The sequence below is a fragment of the Xanthobacter sp. ZOL 2024 genome, from assembly GCF_052932325.1.
In genome coordinates this window covers 761590-780068 of record NZ_CM128808.1, presented here as the reverse complement: position 1 = coordinate 780068, position 18479 = coordinate 761590, and the positions used below count along the sequence as shown (strand labels likewise).

General features: G+C 65.5%; 15 protein-coding genes. 6 read left to right on the top strand and 9 right to left on the bottom strand.

What is annotated here, in order from left to right; translation table 11 throughout:
• Window positions 1-51: 51 nt before the first annotated feature.
• Genes ACU4E7_RS03820 through ACU4E7_RS03795 form a run of 6 tightly spaced genes read right to left on the bottom strand, consistent with a single transcriptional unit; the run spans window position 52 to window position 5948 of the window.
• Window positions 52-1341, bottom strand: coding sequence for a TRAP transporter large permease (locus ACU4E7_RS03820; protein WP_238120364.1), 1290 nt, complete (start codon window positions 1339-1341; stop codon window positions 52-54).
• Window positions 1341-1892, bottom strand: coding sequence for a TRAP transporter small permease (locus ACU4E7_RS03815; RefSeq protein WP_238120365.1), 552 nt, complete (start codon window positions 1890-1892; stop codon window positions 1341-1343). Before ACU4E7_RS03815 ends, ACU4E7_RS03820 begins: the two co-directional genes overlap by 1 nt.
• A 27-nt stretch (window positions 1893-1919) precedes the next feature.
• Window positions 1920-2867, bottom strand: a complete 948-nt coding sequence (locus ACU4E7_RS03810; RefSeq protein WP_447020694.1) for a zinc-binding dehydrogenase — start codon at window positions 2865-2867, stop codon at window positions 1920-1922.
• Between the two features lie 20 nt (window positions 2868-2887).
• Entirely contained in the window at window positions 2888-3694 is an 807-nt protein-coding gene (locus tag ACU4E7_RS03805; protein WP_447020693.1) for a crotonase/enoyl-CoA hydratase family protein, read from the bottom strand.
• A gap of 31 nt (window positions 3695-3725) precedes the next feature.
• The gene (locus ACU4E7_RS03800) at window positions 3726-4874 is read right to left on the bottom strand and encodes an acyl-CoA dehydrogenase family protein (RefSeq protein ID WP_447020692.1); all 1149 of its coding nucleotides are present in this window, start codon (window positions 4872-4874) and stop codon (window positions 3726-3728) included.
• Between the two features lie 9 nt (window positions 4875-4883).
• Entirely contained in the window at window positions 4884-5948 is a 1065-nt protein-coding gene (locus ACU4E7_RS03795) for an acyl-CoA dehydrogenase family protein (RefSeq protein ID WP_447020691.1), read from the bottom strand.
• A gap of 761 nt (window positions 5949-6709) precedes the next feature.
• Here ACU4E7_RS03795 and rfbA point away from each other — a divergent pair.
• From rfbA to ACU4E7_RS03775, 4 genes are all read left to right on the top strand, one after another.
• On the top strand, window positions 6710-7597 hold the full coding sequence (gene rfbA / locus ACU4E7_RS03790) for a glucose-1-phosphate thymidylyltransferase RfbA (RefSeq protein WP_238120372.1): 888 nt from the start codon (window positions 6710-6712) through the stop codon (window positions 7595-7597).
• A gap of 607 nt (window positions 7598-8204) precedes the next feature.
• A complete protein-coding gene (locus ACU4E7_RS03785) occupies window positions 8205-9218 on the top strand; it encodes an NAD-dependent epimerase/dehydratase family protein (protein WP_447021581.1) in 1014 nt (337 codons plus the stop codon).
• A 147-nt stretch (window positions 9219-9365) separates the two neighbouring features.
• The gene (locus tag ACU4E7_RS03780) at window positions 9366-12644 is read left to right on the top strand and encodes a rhamnan synthesis F family protein (RefSeq protein WP_447020690.1); all 3279 of its coding nucleotides are present in this window, start codon (window positions 9366-9368) and stop codon (window positions 12642-12644) included.
• Window positions 12645-12754: 110 nt separating this feature from the next.
• Complete coding sequence (locus ACU4E7_RS03775; RefSeq protein ID WP_447020689.1) at window positions 12755-15403, top strand: hypothetical protein; 2649 nt, start codon at window positions 12755-12757, stop codon at window positions 15401-15403.
• A 342-nt stretch (window positions 15404-15745) separates the two neighbouring features.
• On the opposite strand, the gene ACU4E7_RS03770 is transcribed toward ACU4E7_RS03775, so the two are convergent.
• On the bottom strand, window positions 15746-16057 hold the full coding sequence (locus ACU4E7_RS03770; protein ID WP_238120378.1) for a hypothetical protein: 312 nt from the start codon (window positions 16055-16057) through the stop codon (window positions 15746-15748).
• Window positions 16058-16352: 295 nt separating this feature from the next.
• Window positions 16353-16625 carry a hypothetical protein gene (locus tag ACU4E7_RS03765; RefSeq protein WP_238120379.1) on the bottom strand — a complete coding sequence of 91 codons (273 nt, stop codon included), beginning with the start codon at window positions 16623-16625 and terminating at the stop codon, window positions 16353-16355.
• 213 nt (window positions 16626-16838) lie between these two features.
• Between ACU4E7_RS03765 and ACU4E7_RS03760 the strand changes: the two genes are divergently transcribed.
• Window positions 16839-17015 carry a DUF1328 domain-containing protein gene (locus tag ACU4E7_RS03760; RefSeq protein WP_238120380.1) on the top strand — a complete coding sequence of 59 codons (177 nt, stop codon included), beginning with the start codon at window positions 16839-16841 and terminating at the stop codon, window positions 17013-17015.
• A gap of 187 nt (window positions 17016-17202) precedes the next feature.
• Here ACU4E7_RS03760 and ACU4E7_RS03755 read toward each other — a convergent pair whose 3' ends face one another.
• Window positions 17203-17472, bottom strand: coding sequence for a glycine zipper domain-containing protein (locus ACU4E7_RS03755; protein WP_238120381.1), 270 nt, complete (start codon window positions 17470-17472; stop codon window positions 17203-17205).
• Between the two features lie 291 nt (window positions 17473-17763).
• Between ACU4E7_RS03755 and ACU4E7_RS03750 the strand changes: the two genes are divergently transcribed.
• Complete coding sequence (locus ACU4E7_RS03750) at window positions 17764-18453, top strand: GntR family transcriptional regulator (protein WP_447020688.1); 690 nt, start codon at window positions 17764-17766, stop codon at window positions 18451-18453.
• The last annotated feature ends 26 nt before the right edge of the window (window positions 18454-18479 follow it).

Below are 18479 nucleotides of genomic sequence, written 5' to 3'. Positions count from 1 at the left end.
ATTTCCTCCGTGTTTTTCCGTTGTTTATGGGGGTGAGGCCCGGTGCGCCCGTCAGTAGTTCATGTGGGAGGGCAGCCACAGGATGATGGACGGGAAGGCGGTGAGGATGGCGATGAGGATGAGGTGGGACACCACGTGGGGCATGACCCCGGCGAACACCTCGCCCAGCGGCCGGCCGGTGTAGCGGGAGACCACGAACACGTTGAGGCCCATGGGCGGCGTCACCATGCCCACCTCGGCGGTGACCACCGCGAGGATGCCGAACCAGATGGGATCGAAACCCAGGGAGACCACCACCGGGAGCACCACCGGAACCGTGAGGATCAGGATGGCGAACTGATCCATGAAGCAGCCGAGGATGATGTAGCCGAACAGGATCAGGGCGATGATGACCCAGCGCGACACCTGCAGCTCGCCCACCCAATGCACCAGGTCCTGGGTGATCTGGGTGAGGGTGAAGAAGGTGCCGAAGATGTGCGCGCACAGGATGATCATGAGGATCATCGCGGTGGCGTGGCCGGCGCGCACCAGCGAGCGCGTGAGCGCCTTCAAGGTGAGCTTGCCGGAGAAGAACGCCAGCACCAGGGCGCCGAAGGCACCGATGGCCGCCGCCTCGGTGGGGGTGGCGATGCCGAGATAGATGGTGCCGGTGACCGCCGCGAACAGTACGATCATGGGGCCGGACACCTTCAGCGACGCCAGCTTCTCGCGCATAGAATAGGCGCGGCCGGCGGGGGCGCTGGAGGGATCCAGGGTCACCAGCGCCAGCACCGTGAGGATGATGGTGAGGGTGACCAGGAGGCCGGGGATGATGCCGCCGATGAGCAGGGCGCCGATGGACACGTCGCCGATGATGCCGAACACCACCAGGGCGATGGAGGGCGGGATCATCATGGCGAGGGTGCCGGAGATGGCCACCACGCCTCCGGCGAGCTTGGGATCATATCCTTGGCGCAGCATCGCCGGGATGGAGGTGGAGGAGAGGGTGGCCGCCGCCGCCGTGCTGGAGCCGGAGATGGCGCCGAAGCCGGCGCCGGCCACCGCGGTGGCCATGGCGAGGCCGCCCGGCACCCGCCCCACCCATTTGGAGGCGGCGGTGAACAGATCGTCCGCCACGCCGGAGACGATCACCAGTTCCGCCATCAGCAGGAACATGGGAATGGTGATCATCTCGTAGGAATTGGCGGTGGAGAAGGGCACCGTTTCCAGGATGCCCGACAGCATGGGCATGCCGCCCACCATGAGAAGGCCGATGGAGCCGGAGATCGCCATGGCGAAGGCGACCGGCAGCCCCAGCACCAGCAGGATGAAGAGCGCGGACAGTCCGGTGATGGCGACCATCAGATGGGCTCCTCGAGGCTGGGGGTGGTCATGTCGGCATCGGCGCGGCTCTTGTCGAAGATGTCGCGCACGTGGGTGGCGGCCAGCAGCAGGCAGCGCAGGGCGATCATGGCGGTGCCCACCACCACCGGAACCTGGGCGATCCAGGTGGGCCACAGATAGGCGCCGGAGAGCATCTCCTCGTTCTGCCACGCGGACAGGCCGCGGAAGAACGCCAGCTGGGCCATCATGCCGGTGAGGAAGGCGGCGGCCAGATAGCCGATGGCCTCGCCCACGTGGCGCACGGTGGAGGGCAGATAGGGCTGGAACACATCGATGCCCACATGGCCCCCCACCCGCAGGGTGTCGGAGATGGCAAAGAAGAACATGCCGACCATGAGATAAAGCGAGATCACGTCATAGGACCACGCCAGCGGCATGTGGAGAGCGTAGCGCAGAAGAACGTCCGCAATCACGATCAGCATGATGATGAACATGCAGGCCGCGGAAAACAGCACGAGCGCGCGATCGATACGATCGAGGATGTTGCGCGGTTCCTTGTCATGAACCATGGGGGCCTCCCGGTGGTGTTCTTGTTCTTATTCGAGGGTCAGGATGAGCTTGCCCCGGACCCGGCGCGCCAACAGGTCTTGGGCGGCCTCGGGCAGACGGGCGAAGGGGCGGGTTTCGGTCGGGGGCGGCTCGAGCCGCCCCGCGCCCACGAGCGCCAGCAGCAGGGCGAGCGCGCGCCCGGCCGGTTCCGCGGTCTTGATCTCCTCGAACACCGCCAGACCGCTGATGGTCTTGGCGCCGGCCATGTAGAAGGCGCGGGCGTCGATATGTGCCTCGGTGTCGGCGGAGACCCCGAACACTACGCAGATGCCGCGCGGTGCCAGCATGTCGAGGCTGCGCGCCAGCGACGAGCCGCCCACGGACTCGATGATGAGATCATAGGGGCCGAGGGCGCGGGCAGCGTCCGCGTCCCCGTCGGTGATGGCCACCGCGTCGGCACCCGCCGCGGTGGCGAGCGGCGCGTCGGCCGCGGAGCGCACCAGCGCCGTCACGCGGGCGCCGGAGAGACGGGCGAGGCGGGCGGCGAACTGGCCGACGCCGCCGGTGGCGCCGGTGACCAGCACCCGCCGGCCCAGCAGGGACCCGAGAAACACCTCGCCCCGGCGCACCGCATAAAGGGCGGTGAGGCCGGCGACCGGCAGGCTGGCGGCGGTGGCGAGGGCGATGGCCGCGGGCACTTTGGCAAGCTGGCTGGTGGGCACCGCCACCTGGTCGGCCCAGCCACGGCTCGCCACCAGACCGACGACGCGGGTGCCCACCGGCGGGCCGGAGCCGTCGGCGGCGGCTACTTCCACCTCTCCCGCCACGTCCCAGCCCAGCCGGGTGCCGGGCTTGGCGCCCTGGGCGCGGGTGACCTCGCCGCGATTGAGGGAGACGGCGGCGACCCGCACCAGCGCTTCGCCGGCTGCCGGGACGGGGGGCGGGCACTCCTGGAGGGCGAGCCGCCCGTCCGCATCGACAACAAAGGCGCGCATGGGCGAGGCCTCCGGAAAGGTCAGCGACCGGTGAAGGCCGGTTTGCGCCGCTCGAGCAGCGCAGAGACGGCTTCCACATGGTCGGAGGTGGCATGGGCGAGAGCCTGCATGGCGGCCGAGACCTCCAGCAGCGCCGGCAGATCGCTGACGCGACCCTGGCGCAGCAGGCGGCGGGTCATGCGCACCACATGGGGCGGGTTGGCGGCGATGCGGGCGGCCAGCGCCCGAGCTTCGTCCATCAGGGTGGCGTCGTCCACCACCTTGGAGACGAGGCCGCAGGCCAGCGCCTCGGCGGCGTCGATGGCATCGCCGGTGAGGGCCATTTCGCAGGCCTTGGAGAAGCCCACCACCCGCGGCAGGAACCAGGCGCCGCCATCGCCGGGCACGATGCCCACCTTGACGAAGCTCTCGGCGAAGCGCGCGCTCGCGGCGGCGATGCGCAGGTCGCACATCAGCGCCAGATCGAGGCCGGCGCCGATGGCCGGGCCGTTCACCGCGGCGATCAGCGGCACTTCCATGGCCTCGATCAGCAGCGGCAGGCGCTGGATGCCGCGCCGGTAGTTGAGGCGGGTCTGCGCCGGCAGCGCATCGTTGAGGCCGCCGGTGGCGCCCATGGTCTTCAGATTGCCGCCGGAGGAGAAGGCCGAGCCGGCACCGGTGAGGATGATGGCGCGGGTCTCGTTATCTGCATCGAGCCGGGCCAGGGTGGCCAGCATCAGCTCGAGGATCTCGGCGTCGGAGATGGGGTTGCGCAGCTCCGGCAGGTTCAGCGTCAGGGTGACGATGCCGCCGTCGCGGGTTTCCAGAAGGGCGGTTGGCGTGGTCATGGGCGTTCCCGGGTGATCTTTGGTTTTGATGTCAGCGCAGGCCGAGGCCGCGGGCGATGATGCCGCGCAGGATCTCGCGGGTGCCGCCGCGCAGCGAGAAGCATGGGGCGGCCAGGACGATGTGGGCGAGCACGTTGGACAGATCCACCGGGCTGCGCAGGGATGGTTCCACCGCCAGGATGGTGCGCACCACCTCTGGGATCTCCTGCTCCAAGAGGGCGCCCTGGTCCTTCACCAGCGCCGCCTGCAGGGCCGGATTCTCGCCCCGCTGCAGCAGCCCCGCCACCGAGCGCGACAGCCGCCGCAGGGTGACGATCTGGCCGGTGAGGCGGCCCACCGCCGCCTGCGCCGCGACGGACGGGTTCTGCCCCAGCGCCCGCACCGCCTCCACCAGCAGGATGAAGGAGGACAGGAAGCGCTCCGGCCCTGAGCGCTCGAAGGCGAGCTCGCCCATCACCTGGTTCCAGCCATCCCCCAGGGCGCCGATGACGGCGGAAGAGGGCAGGAACACGTCCTCGAACACGACTTCGTTGAAATGGTGCTCGCCGGAGAGGTCGGCGATGGGGCGGATGGTGATGCCGGGGGTGGAGAGGTCCACCAAAAGCTGGCTGGTGCCGCCGTGCCGGTCATCGGCCGCGCCGGTGCGGCAGAACAGGATCATGTAATGGGACTTGTGGCCGTAGGTGGTCCACAATTTGGTGCCGTTGACCCGGAAGCCGCCCTCCACCGGGGTGGCGCGGGTGCGGGCGGCGGCGAGGTCCGAGCCGCTGTCGGGCTCGCTCATGCCGATGCAGAAGAAACACTGCCCGGCGGCGATGCGCGGCAGGATCGCCTGCTTCTGCTCCTCGGTTCCGGCCTTCAGCAGCAGCGGGCCGCTCTGACGATCGGCGATCCAGTGGGCGGCGACCGGGGCGCCGGCGGCCAGCATCTCCTCCAGCACCACATAGCGTTCCAAAGCGGAGCGCTCATGGCCACCATAGCGCTTGGGCCAGGTCATGCCGATCCAGCCCCGCTCGCCCATCTGGGCACTGAAATCGGCGTCGAAGCCGGTCCAGGTGCGGGCGCGATCACGCGGCTTGCGGTTCGCGAGGGCGGTGGCGAGGAAGTCGCGGACCTCGGCGCGCAGGTCGGAAAGGGTATCCGCCGGCGGCGGCGGGAAGGTGATCGAAGTCTCGGTCATGATTCTGCTTCAGGCCGCGGTGATGAGGGGCCACAGGCCATCGGCCCCGGCGGCGGTGACGGCGGCGCCCACCCGGGCGTTCCAATGGGTGTCGTTGCCGTATTCGTCGCGCCAGGCCCACAGGCGGCGGGTGAAGTGGTGCAATTCGTGCTCGTGGGTGAAGCCGATGGCGCCGTGCACCTGGTGGGCGATGGCGCAGGCGCTGCTCGCCGCCTCGCCGGTGCGGGCCTTGGCGATGGCGATGGGCAGCGGGTCGAGATCCCCCGCCAAGGCTTCCGCCGCGAGATCGGCGGCGCCGCCGGCAGCCGCGGTCTGGCCTGCGAGAATAGCGAGATTCTGCTGCACCGCCTGGAACTTGCCGATGGGACGGCCGAACTGCACCCGCTCACTGGCATAGCGCACGCTCAATTCGAGCACCCGTTCCAGGGCGCCGGCCATCTGAATCGCACGCAGGGCGGCCCCGGCTTCCTGAAGCGACAGGGCGAGACGGGGAGCCGGTGCCACCGCATCGGCCGGGAGGACGAGGTCGAAGGCGAGGTCGTCGCGGGGCTCGGCGGCGAGATTGTCACCGGCCGTGACCGTGGCCCGGCCGGCCGGGACCCGGGCGATCATCGGACCGTCTGCGCTGTCGGCCACCACCACCACATCGGCCTGCGCCCCCCACGGCACGCGCGGGGCGTGGCCCACGAGGCGCCAGCCGTCCGCGCTGCGGGTGATCTGCAGGGGATCCACCGAGGGGGCCGAGGTCGCCGGGGCGAAGAAGGTGACGGGGCCGCTGGGGCGCGACAGGCCGGCGGCGGCAAGAAGGCGATTGGCCCACAGGGTCTCGGCCAGGGGCAGAGGCACGGCGAAGCGGGCGGTGGTGCGCACCACGGCGAGGGCGACCAGCGGATCGAGCCCGTAGCCGCCCGCCTGTTCCGGTACCAGGGCTTCCGGCAGGCCGAGGTCAGCGACGGCCTCCCACAGCGCCTGCGGCCAGGTGTCGGCCTCGGCAGCATTGCGCAGCTGTGGCGTGACGTCGTCGGCGAAAAGTCGTGCGGCGGTTTCGACGACGATCTGGTCGATGTCGCTCATGGTCCCCCTCTCGCTTCCTGCTGTCATTTCATCTAGTGAAATGATCTTTCATTATCATAAGACTAGCCAGCGAACCGGGTTTGCGCAACAGGTTTGGCGCGGGTGGTGACGAAATTTCCCAACCCGTGTCGACGGGTCGCGCCGCGTTTGTCTCACCCTTGAGGAACCGGTGGCGGGACCATGGTTCCAGAGCACGCGGTTTCAGCTTGCGCCTTCAGGCCGCCTGTCGCGCGCGGGGCGGCACGGAAAGGAGCGTGCAAGGGAAGGAGGCGGAAGGAGGCGGAGGGACGCGGTCCGCAGAATGGGGCCGGGCCCTGCTGTTCGGATGTATCTTCAGCGGAGGCTGAGCAAGTCCCGCCTGCGCCACATACCGGTGTCCAATCCCCGGGGCGCGCACGCTCGCCGCGGCTGCGCGCGAGCGCTGGGGTGCGGCAGCTGGGGTGTTTCCACCATACCTCCGCGTCCTGCGGCTGTGGAGAAGGGGCGGCGGGCCGCTCGCCCGTAACTTGGTACGGCTGTGAGTGTCCTGGCGGACAAACGGTTTTCAACGGCCTGTCAACTTGCTATCGCTGCATGGTTCACGTTCGTCCGCTGAGGTGGTGCGAAGGACGGCTTGGCGCTATTGCAGGCCCGTCCGTGCCGGCTGTTTGGATGACGTGCGCGGGCTTTGTCCCAGGGTCGGAGGCCGGATGCGGGGGCCGCCACCACGCCCGCGGCTGCACCACTTTCGGTGGGCCGGGAAGTGAAAGGAAGGAGGGGCGATGACTGAGCGCAAGGGGATCATCCTCGCTGGCGGATCCGGAACGCGACTTTACCCGATTACCATCGGGGTGTCGAAGCAGCTCATGCCGATCTACGATAAGCCGATGATCTATTATCCGCTGTCCGTGTTGATGCTGACGGGCATCCGCGACATCGCGATCATCACCACCCCGCAGGACCAGGACCAGTTTCAGCGGGTGCTCGGCGACGGGAGCCAATGGGGCATCCGCCTCTCCTACGTGGTGCAGCCCGATCCCGGCGGCCTCGCCCAGGCCTATACGCTGACGGAGGATTTCCTTGCCGGCGCACCGTCCTGCATGGTGCTGGGCGACAACATCTTCTTCGGCCATGGTTTGCCGGACCTGTTGGCCCAGGCGGATTCCAAGGCCGTGGGCGGGACCGTGTTCGGCTATCATGTGAACGACCCCGAGCGCTACGGCGTGGTGGCCATGGATGCCGCCGGCAAGGTCATCGGCATCACCGAAAAACCCAAGGTGCCGCCCTCCAATTATGCGGTGACGGGTCTTTATTTCCTCGATGGCCGCGCCTCCGAGCGGGCCCGCCAGGTGAAGCCCTCGGCGCGTGGCGAAGTGGAGATCACCAGCCTCTTGGAGATGTATCTCGAGGAGGGCACGCTGGATGTGAAGCGCATGGGCCGCGGCTTCGCATGGCTCGACACGGGGACCCACGGCAGCCTGCTGGATGCCGGCAATTTCGTGCGCACATTGCAGACCCGCCAGGGGGTTCAATCCGGCTGTCCCGAAGAGATCGCCTTCCACCAGGGCTGGATCAGCCGCGCCGAGCTCACCGCCATCGCCGAGCGCCTCTCGAAGAACAATTATGGCGCCTACCTGCTGGGCCTGCTGCGCGACACGCCCACCTTGTGAGCGTCGCCGGGGGCTGCCCGAGGTTCGGGTGCGGGGACCTCGTCGCGCCGTCATCCTGCCAGGTGACGGCGTCGCTCCGGTGCGGCTACCTGCGGTACAACCTCCGTAGGGAAGGCCGGGGCGGTGGCTTTCGGGCGCCGGCCTGCGGCGGATCCCGGCGCCGGCTGGAGCGCCTGCGGGTTGTGGAGGTACCAGGCAGGCGGATGCGCGGCTCAGGAATGGTAGCGGCTGGTGGGTGGACCATATGTTGAGCGAGAACCTCTTGCGGGCCTGGAAATACTCGTGCATCAACGGTCACGCCCTCGAAACTGGTCCTGAGGTCCCGCCCGCCATGGGCGGGTTTATGACCTCTTGCCATCGAACGAGGCCCTACTCTGCGCGCGAACGCAGAAGGAGGTGCACACGGCCTGCGGTGGCATCAAGGTGGCAATGGGGCGAATAGCAGGGCAGAGCCCGCCAAAGCCTTCAGCCGACTGCGGAATCCAGCTCTGATGCACGCCGCGGCAGTGCCGGGCTGGCTGTGCAGGTTTTCGGTTCTATCCGGGGCGCCTTCGAAGCGGCGCCTCCTTATCGGCATTATCTGGACAGATCTCTCGTTAGGGAAATGATGCGAACAGCTCTTGTCACCGGCGCGGCCGGATTCATCGGGGCCCAATGCTGCGATCGCCTTCTGAAGCAGGGGTGGCGTGTTGTCGGCCTCGATGCATTCACGGATTATTATGATATTTCCCTCAAGCGTGCGCGTTTGCGTAACCTTCCGGAAGGTAGCCCATTCCGGCTGATCGAAGATCATGTGGAAACACGGGGTCTTCTTTCCGATCTCTTCGCCGAAGAGAATTTCGAACTTGTCATTCATCTCGCCGCTCAGGCGGGCGTGCGCTATTCCATCGACAATCCCCGGGCCTACCTCGAGAGCAACATCGTCGGGACCTACGAACTGCTGGAGGCGGCACGGGCGCATCCGCCACGCCACATGCTGCTGGCCTCCACATCGTCGGCCTATGGGGCGAATACGGATTTCCCCTATGTGGAGACCATGCGCGCCGATCACCAGATGTCGTTCTACGCCGCTACGAAGAAAGCCGGCGAATCGATGGCGCACAGCTACGCTCATCTTTACAATATTCCAATTACAATGTTCCGTTTCTTTACCGTCTATGGCCCCTGGGGGCGGCCGGACATGGCGCTTTTCAAATTCACGCGCGCCATTCTCGAAGGCCACCCGATCGACGTCTATAATTACGGCAACATGCGGCGTGATTTTACCTACATCGACGATCTGGTCGACGGCATCATGGCGCTTTCCGAGGTTGTTCCGCCGGGTCCCGTGCCGGAGCGGCCGGTGCCCGAAGGCGACAGTCTTTCACCTGTCGCGCCGTTCCGCGTCGTCAATATCGGCAACTCGAGCCCCGTGCCGCTTACGGATTTCATCGCGGCGATCGAAGCTGCAACCGGTCTGACAGCAGAACGTAATCTGATGCCGATGCAGCCAGGGGATGTACCTGCGACATGGGCAGACACCCAATTACTGCAACAACTGACCGGTCACAGCCCGAAAACGCCGGTAGCGGAGGGGGTGCGGCACTTCGTCTCTTGGTACCGCAACTATTATTCAGTGTGACCTGTGTTGTCTGATGATCTGATCTAACGCAGCAGGACCCGACGCTCCCAGGCCTGCATCAAGGGCGTCGGTTCCGGTTTCTGCACGGGGGGCATAGCGCCATTGTGGATGGCGGCACGACACAGTGATGAGGCTATGAGGGTGGCGATGCGAAACAACGTTGCTGTATGCGTTCATATTTATTATGAAGATATGTGGGATTATATTGTCGGATATTTGAAGAATATTCCGGAAAATGCCGATTTTTTCATTACATGTCGCCCGCAGATTCACACATTGGTCACCGAACGTGTCGCCCGGGACCTCCCGGGCGCGCAGGTCGTTGTGCTCCCCAATCTCGGCATGGACGTGCTGCCGTTTCTTCAGCTCTGTCGGGAGAAGGAGCTCCACCGATATGGCGCCGTTCTGAAGCTGCATACCAAGAACCGCGCCACCAGCCTGCGTGCCGAGCAGGGGCGGATCATGCTGGAGGGGCTGTGCGGTTCGCCCGCGCTCGTGCGCCAGATCCTCGATGTCTTTGAGCATGACCCGGATGCGGGCATGGTGGGGGCCGCCTTTCAGCTGCGCTCCGCCAACACGTTGATGTACGGCAATCGCAGCCGCATGGAGGCGCTGCTTGCCACGTTGGGCATTCGCGCGACTGATTGGCCTTTCTTCTCGGGGACCATGTTCTGGATCGCCGGGCGGCTGCTCAAGGATCTGGCCGATCTGGCGCCTGACTTCCAGCGGGAGATCGAGCAGGAGGCGGCGAGCACCACCGGGGGTGATGGCATGCTCGCCCATACGCTCGAGCGCGTCTTTGGCGCCCTTGCCGCGTCGGTCGGGGCGAGCGTTTATCTGACGGAAAAGAAGAAACCCGACGGTCATGACTTCTTGCTTCTGCCTTGGCAGCAGCATGGTGCGGCCAGTAATTGGCGGCCCATGGGCTTGTATGGTCCGGACCTCGTGCGCCGCTACGTCCACGCGACCGCTTGGCGGCGTCTGATCGCCAATTCAGGTTTTTTCGACGTAAAATACTATCGGAAGGTCTCTGCGCCCTACGCTGTGCCCGGCATGGACGATCTTTATCATTTCGTGCTCTACGGTGATCTACTCCAGCTGGATCCCAGTGAGCGGTTCAATGTGACCTATTACCAATTGCGCAGGCCTGATGTCGCGCGCAAGGGCATATGTTCCCTGGTTCATTACATTGAGAGCGGGCGTCGCGAAGGTGTGATCGCTGCTCCACTTGAGGAGGATTGGCGCGCTCTTGGTCTCAAATACGCCCTGTTCGATTCTGAATGGTATCTCAAAAACTACGGGGACGTCTCGCTCATGGAAATGGGCCCTGCCGAACATTATTGGCGGGTGGGGCGACACTTGTCCCGCGCGACGAGCGTGAGATTCCATGCGAAACGGATCCCCGTTCTTGAGCAGAATGGAGCTGTGGGGCGGGGAGATTTTGTTGAATTTTTGAAGAAATATTTTTTGGACGAGGGACTTTTGTATTCTCAGTTGAAGAGGGGTAGCGAGAATGGAGATTACGCCCTGGTGGCGGACGTCGCGCGGCGTATTCTAGGTAGATTCGGGCCAAGTCGATCGCTGAGTGAAGCCCTTGCAGTGAACGCGACTTTGACGGGAAACTGGGTGCAAGCGCAACAGAGCTGGCGCGAATTCTGGGCGGAGGTGGAGCGTGGGGAAAATTCCGGCCGTCATGGCCGGAGTGCGATTCAATTCGATCGGCCGCCGCGCAAGGTCGAGGGGTTCACGGTTGTCGGCCCCGAGGATCTGTCGCGCGCGAGCGCTGGTGAGGATTATCAAAGCCCTTGTAAAGTCTGTATTTATACCACCCTGTTCGGTGAAATTGATCAGTTGTCCTCGGTGTCTGACCCGGTGCCGGGGGTCGATTATATATGCTTCACTGACAGGCCGCGTGAGGCGACGGGTTGGAAGCAAATCATCGCCGATCCGCAGCAGGCGACGAATAACTTGAATGCCAAAGTGTTTAAGGTGTTGCCCCATAAATACATGCCAGAATATGAATATTCGATGTTCGTTGATGCCAATACAGTGTTTACCGGGCGGGTTGCCGAGCTTATTGAGATTTGCCGTGCGGGTGGCGATTTCGTGATGTGGCCACATCCCACGCGGGATGATGCCTATGTGGAAACGTGCGCCATCATCGGTCATATGCGCCACGGGCCGGATGGGCTTTTGGACCAGCTGCGCCATTACGCCGACGAGGGCTTGCCGCGACATACATCCATGTTCGAGGCGTCCTTCATCTGGCGCAGGCACGCGCAACCGGCGGTGCAGGAGCTGATGGAGGCGTGGTGGCAGGAGATCTGCCGCTTCACGAGCCGCGATCAGCTCTCGTTGTCATATCTGGTCTGGAAGACCGGCATGCGGCCATGCCTGCTTTCGAGCCGGCTCGGCACGTCTCGTGATAACATTTACTTCCTCAAGGTGCCGCACCGCAAGATACACGTGGAGGTGCCGGCAGAGCTTACGGTGCAGGAGGTGGCGGACCCTGCGGAGCGTCTGCGGGAGGAGCCGAGTGCGCCCGCGCTCAGGGTGCGGCCGCGCGACGTCGTCTTTCTTTACGATGAGAAATACGCTCAAACGGGCTCGACGGTGCTGCGGAGTCAGCAACTGTCGGAAATCGTCGCCGCTCATTATGAGGGGCAGCGGAATGTGCGTTTGGTGAACAGTGCGGCGGACATCCATGATGCTGTCGTGATCCTGGCTAAGGGCTTCCTCAAGCGGGTGACTCCTGAACAGCTGCGGAGCCTGCGTCGCGATAACATCGTGGTCGCGGATTTTGTCGATGAGCCACCCCGGAAAGAGCTTCTCGGGGAGCTTGACGCGCTCATTGCGTCGTCGATCCGTGGCTATCGCAACTATCGTACGGTCTTCCGGAACATGCCTGCGTTTCACGTGACGCACCACGTTGATGTGCGTATTCCGTTCCAGGAGGAGGCCGCGGCTGGTGATTTTCGGGCTGGGTATTTTGGCGAGCTCGTCAACACCATCCGAAAAGAAGAGATCGCACGGTTGGTGGATTTCAATTCGGTCGATACCAGCAAGCAAACAAATGATTGGATCGAGGCGCTGGCCGGTTATAATTTCCATTATGCCTTGCGTCGGACACGCGGGATCGATGGGGCGAAGCCGTTCCTCAAGGGTTTCGTGGCAGCGCATTGCGGGTGCAATATGCTGATCCAGAGATCCGTTGGAGATGCACCGTTCTATCTCGGCGCAGACTATCCCTATCTGCTGGACGATGATGCGGGGCCGGAGACGATTGTGGAGGCGCTTGAGCGCGCCAAGGACTCCATTGGTGGCCCGGAGTGGCGTTACGGGCGACAGATCATGCGCGAGGTGCAGGCCCGCTCGTCTTTACCTTATGTTTTGAATGAATTCGACAACATGCTGAAGGCATTGTGAGGCTGCGCCCATAGTTGCATGACTTTGCATGTGGCGGCGCTGTCCCCGTCCGTGCTAGATCCCCGGATCGGCCCGATGCAGATGTGAGAGACAGGAAAGAGCGGGACGCCATGGAGATGACCCAGGTGGAGGGTTCCATTCGACAGCCCACGCAGCGCACCGCGGTTCTTGTCTTGGGGATGCATCGGTCGGGGACATCCGCGTTGGCGGGGGTTCTGGCACAGCTGGGCTGCGATCTGCCGAAGGACCTGATGGCGCCGCATTCGCCGAATCCGAAGGGTTACTTTGAATCAAATACCGTTCGCGATCTGAATAATGCCATTCTTGAGTCCGCGGGTTCGACTTGGGATGACTGGCTTCCATTTAGTCGGGATTGGCTTGAGACGCCGCACGCCGAGATGTTCAAGGGCCAGGCGATCGATGCTCTGGGGCGTGAATTTGGGCAGTCGCCCCTCTTCGTCCTCAAGGACCCGCGGATCTGCCGCCTGCTGCCGTTCTGGCGGGGGGTGCTGGAGGCGGAGGGGATTCGTCCGGTTGTCGTTCACATTCATCGTGGGCCGCAGGACGTCGGCCAGTCGCTCTATCAGCGCAACGGCATCGAGCCGGACCTCGGCCGCTTGATCTGGCTCGGTCATGTTCTGAGTGCGGAGCATGACAGTCGTGGCATGACGCGCAGCTTCACCTCCTACGACCGTCTTCTCGATGACTGGGCGGGTGTCGTCGAGGGCATGAGCCGGCATCTCGGCTTTCGTTGGCCGCGCTTGTCGGAGCGTGTGGCCGCCGGCATCGGTGAGTTCCTGCTTCCGAGCCTGCGGCACAATCGGGCGCCGCGGGCGGAGATTTTGACAAATCACGCCAACCCCGCGTGGCTGCGGGATGTCTATGGCATTCTGGAGAGCTGGGTCGCGGAGGGCGAGCGGCCGCAGGATTTTTCCGCGCTGGACGCAATTCGGGAAGAATTCGCCTCGGGTATCACGAATTTGTCGCCGCTGATCGGCGCTGGTGTGCGGACGCGGAAGCGGGTCGGTGCAGTTCAGGCGGAGCTTTCACAGGCCAAGAGCCAGCTGGAGGAGGGGGGGCGGACGCTGTCGTCCCTCGCCGCGCAGGTGGAGGCGCTGCAGGCGGAGTGCGCCCGCCTGAACGGGAGTGTGGTGGCCTCCGAGCAGGCCTTGAGCGAACTACAGGCGGCGCGGGATGCGCGCGTGGCCGAGCTTGAGCGCGATTGTGAGCAGGGGCGCAGTGCCCTGGCCCGCGCCAGCGAGAGCCTTGAAGCTCTGCGCCAGGAGAACGCGCAGCTGCGGAGCGACCTCGGGCAGCGCGGCCGTGAGGTGGAGGCGGCTTCGGCGGCGGCGCGGGATGCGCGGGAGGCGTTGAAGCAAAGGGAGGTTGTGGCCGAGGAGCGGCGGGAGGCGCAGATCGCGGCGGATGCGGCCCGTAACGTCGCGGAGAAGCGAAGCGTCGAGCTGACCAAGGACAACGCCCGCCTGTCCACTCTGCTGGATGAGCGCGATCGGCGGCTCAGCGAGGAACAGCTCCGCGAGCGGGAGCTGACGACGCAGCTGAGCGTCTTCTCTCAGGTGCTGGCCCAGAAGGATGCTGTTCTGGCAGCGCTCAGCCGCGACCTTGATGAGCTCCGGAGCCGAAAGGAACAGGAGCGGGTCGCGGCGAACGAGGAAATCGGCACCCTGAAGCGGGAGCATGGGGAAGCGATCCGCACGCTTTCCGGTGAACGCGATGCGCTTCGGCAGAGCCTGGATGACCGCTTCTGGGAGATTTCGGAGTTGGCAAAACGCATCTTCGCGGCGGAAGATGCGAGCCGGTCGCTTCCAGGTTTGAAGGAAGAGCTGTCGCAGAAGAGTGCGGCGCTGGAGAGTGCCACGGAGGAACTGGCGGACGCCCGCAGCCAGTTGGAACACCTGCGCGCGGAAAGCGAGGTCCTCAAGGCGGGGCATCCGAAAGTGGTCGCGGCCCTGTCCAGCGAACGCGATGCGCTGAAGCAAAGCCTGGATGAGAGATTCTGGGAAATCGCGGAACTGACGAAGCGCGTGTCGGCGAGCGATGCGACAGAGCAGTCGGTCGCACGGCTGACGGAAGATTTGTCCCAGAAGGAGGCGCTTCTGGCGCAGGCCATGCGTGATCTCGAAGGCACGCGCAGCCGGCTGGAGGAGGGGCGCGTCGCGGCACAGCACGAAATCGACACGCTGAAGCGGAGCGTGGATGAACGCTTCTGGGAGATTGCGGAACTGACGAAGCGCGTGTCGGCGGCGGAAAAGGCCAGCCAGCGCGTCGTGCCGGTGGCTTATGATCCGGCCTGTCTTTCTGCGGACGGTGCCGATGAGACCCGGGCGCCCGACGGCCTCACGCGCTTTCTCAACGGGCTGTCAGAAAAGCGCATCACGCAAAGGGTTGAAGCGTTCATCTTGCGCGGCGGCAAGTATAAGCAGGCAGAAAAGTGGCTTGAGGCCTGCAATGAATATCGCCAGGCGCTGTTGTTGCGACCGTCACTTTTCCTCACCTGGGTGCAGCTGGGGCACTGCTATCGCAAGCTCGGCCGGTCGGCGGCGGCGGAAAACGCCTATCGGAATGCGATCGTCTACGCCCCCGCGCACGCCGATGCGTGGTATTTCTGGGGAGTGGCTCTTCAGGAGCTCGGCCAACTGAAGGCTGCGAAGGGCGCGTTCTTGCACTGCAGCCAAATTGATCCCAACGGCAAGGATGGGAAGCGGGCGAAGAAGCGGAGCGCGGGGCTGAAGCTCTAGCATCCGTTTGCATTCCGCGCATCTGGCCCGGCGCCGCCCTCATGGTGTTGGTTGCCGGGACAAGTTGCTGCCCCGCATGCCGGGGGGGCGCTGAACACAGCCGCTCTTCCGACCGGCGATCAGGCCTCATCTGCTGCGTCGGGCGATGCTGCCGTGGCCCTGCGCGAACTGCGGCTGAACGGGAGGTGTCGGCCTTGCGGCGGGTCTTCGGCGTTTGGTCCGCAAGGGTTCCCAGCGTCAGGGGTGAAACCGGGCAGCTATCTGTTCGAGAACATGCGGGCGTGATGAGGTGGCGCACGACGTCCTGGGGCGGTGGGCTGGGTTGCGCTGGCGAGCGCCCTGTCAGGTCTCGTCCCGGCCCTCGGTGGGCGGCGTCGTCCCGGCGGGCGTGGGCGCTGTCTCCTCCTGGGGCGTCCCGCGTTTCGTCATTTCATCCTGGGGCGCTTCGTCGTGCCGGGCTTCGTCCTTGGGGTGGTCGGTCAAGGCGGTCTGCAGCCGACGGGCGAGGCTCTCCAATTCGTCCGGTACGGACTCCTGCGCATAATCGTCAAACAATTGGCGCAGCTCCCGTCCCAAAAGATCCTGCCGCGCGGAGATGTCGCGTCGATGGGGCATGCGCATGGCGCGGATGTCTCGCTGGTTCTGTTTGGTCATGGGCGTAGATCGACACATCAAATGAAACGCGAGGGCCGCACCCGCGCAGGGGCGCTGCCAGGATGAACGGACCTTGGCGGCAGGCCGGCGCGCGGCGGTCGGACCTCGCGTGATGGCCCCTTGGGATGAACCGCCACACTCCGCTCGCATGCCCCGTCGAGCCTTCAAGTCCGGCTTGCCGGTGGCCCGGCGCGCCCGTTGCCGCAGGCAATGGCTTACATCTGGCACCCTGATGGCCGTAAGGCAACCAGGGTGCCGCCCCTGGGGCGCCGTGATCCGGCTGAATCGCCGCGGCCTAGTCGCGATAGAGCCGGGAGGAGCCGTCGCCTGGCGGCGCCTCGCTGTCCATGTCGAGGTCGGAGCCGGTGCGCTGGTGGTCATCGCCCGGCTGGGCTCGCAGGTCCGCCGTCACGCGGCGCAGGTGGGCGCGCTCCTCGTCACCCACCCGCCGTCGGCGCGGTGGGGAGGGGAAGTCGCGCCCACAGTCCTGCGGCGCGAACTCCAGCCGGTCGTAGCCGATGGGCGGCCGGCCGGTGGGTGCCGTGGGGGATGATCTCATGCCGTTCATGGGGGCCTCCATGCTCGTTGGTGCGTGTACAACGCCTGTGGTGGCAGGCGGTTCCCCGCGCGCGGCGGCTCCGTTGCCCGATCCCGTGACGTGCATTGCGATGGAACAGGCTCCCACATTTTGCGTTGAAGAGGGCATGACAACTTTCATCATGCAGATGTGCAGCACAGAAACAGGTATCGCTGCAGCGCATGTTCAGCACTGGAGGTGATCATGTTTGGGTGGGCGATCAGCTTTCTCATTATCGCACTCATCGCCGCCGTTCTCGGCTTCGGCGGAATTGCGGGAACAGCCATCGAGATCGCGAAACTGATCTTTTTCGTGGCGCTGATCTTGTTTGTCGCGTCTGCGGTCATCGGCTTGTTTCGTCGCGGACCCACGGTGCCTTAGAGGGCGCAGGGTCGGCATCGGCCGGTCATCGACCCCATGATGGGCCACTCATGGGGCCACTCATGGGGCCACTCATGGGGCCACTCATGGGGCCACTCATGGGGCCACTCATGGGGCAAAAGCAAAAGGGGCGCCCGCTGGGCGCCCCTTTCGTGTGGTCGTGCGCAAGCAGCCGCAGCGGCGGCGCTCAGGGGCACTGAACCCGATAGCGATTGCCGTAACGATCGCGCGCCCAGCAGGCCTTGGGGGTGGTCTCGGCGCCGACGATGGCACCGGTGCCAGCGCCGATCAGGCCGCCGACCAGGGCGCCGGTGCCGGTGCCGGTGGCCGCCGCGCCGATGGCCGCGCCCGCGCCGCCGCCGATCAGGGCGCCGCCCACCGCGCGATCGGAACGCGAATATTCACTGCATCCCGCCAGAGCAAGCGCCATGGCGCCCACGATGAGAGCCGCTTTCATCCTAGTCTCCTTGCCCATGCGCCCAGCCCGGAGGCGGGCGTGTCCAACCGGCCTTGAATGTCCTCGAGAGGGCCGGTGGACGACATCTCCCGACGAGGTCAGAGCCGGGCGATCGGCACCGCCCGACGCAGCGGCATATAACATATCAATTTGCCCGCGCACACCAGATGCAATCCGCCCGCAACCCAATGAGAGGTAAGGTGGAGCGGCCTATCCGGAGGCTTGCGGCGGGCCCGGCGCATCCGCCGGTGGTGGGCTGGTCCGGCGCCCGCGGCGTCGACAGGCGGGGCGATGCAGATTATCTATAAAATCATGACAGCGCGATCGGAAGAGACCCTGGCGGCACGGATCTGCCGCACCCTGGCGGAGCGGATCATCGCCGGCGAGATCGAGCCTGGCGCCCGGCTGCGGCAGGATCACGTGGCGGTGGAGTTCGGCGCCAGCCATGTGCCGGTGCGCGAGGCGTTCCGGCGCCTGGAGGCGCAGGGGCTGGCGGTGAGCGAGCCGCGGCGCGGCGTGCGGGTGGCCGCCTTCGATCTCTCGGAGGTGAAGGAGGTGGCGGAGATGCGGGCGGCGCTGGAGGTGCTGGCACTGCGGCACGCGGCGCCGCATGTGACGCCGGCGATCCTCGCCGCCGCCGAGGCCGCGACCCGGGCGGGTGACGAATCCCGCGACGTGCGCTCGTGGGAGGAGGCCAATCGCCGCTTCCATCGTCTCATTCTGGAGCCGTGCGGCATGTCGCGGCTGCTGGCGACCATCGACGACCTGCACGCCGCCAGCGCGCGCTTCCTGTTCGCCGCCTGGCGGTCGGACTGGGAGGCGCGGACCGATCACGACCATCGGGCGATCCTGGCGGCCCTACGCAAAGGCGATGTGGAGACAGCCTGCGCGACGCTGGCGCGGCATGTGCAATGGATCGGCCGACGGCCGGTGCCGGGCGTGGGCGGGCGGCGGCGCGACGCCTTCGCCATCGTCGGCTGAGCGGTCTGGTTGAAATTATAGATAGC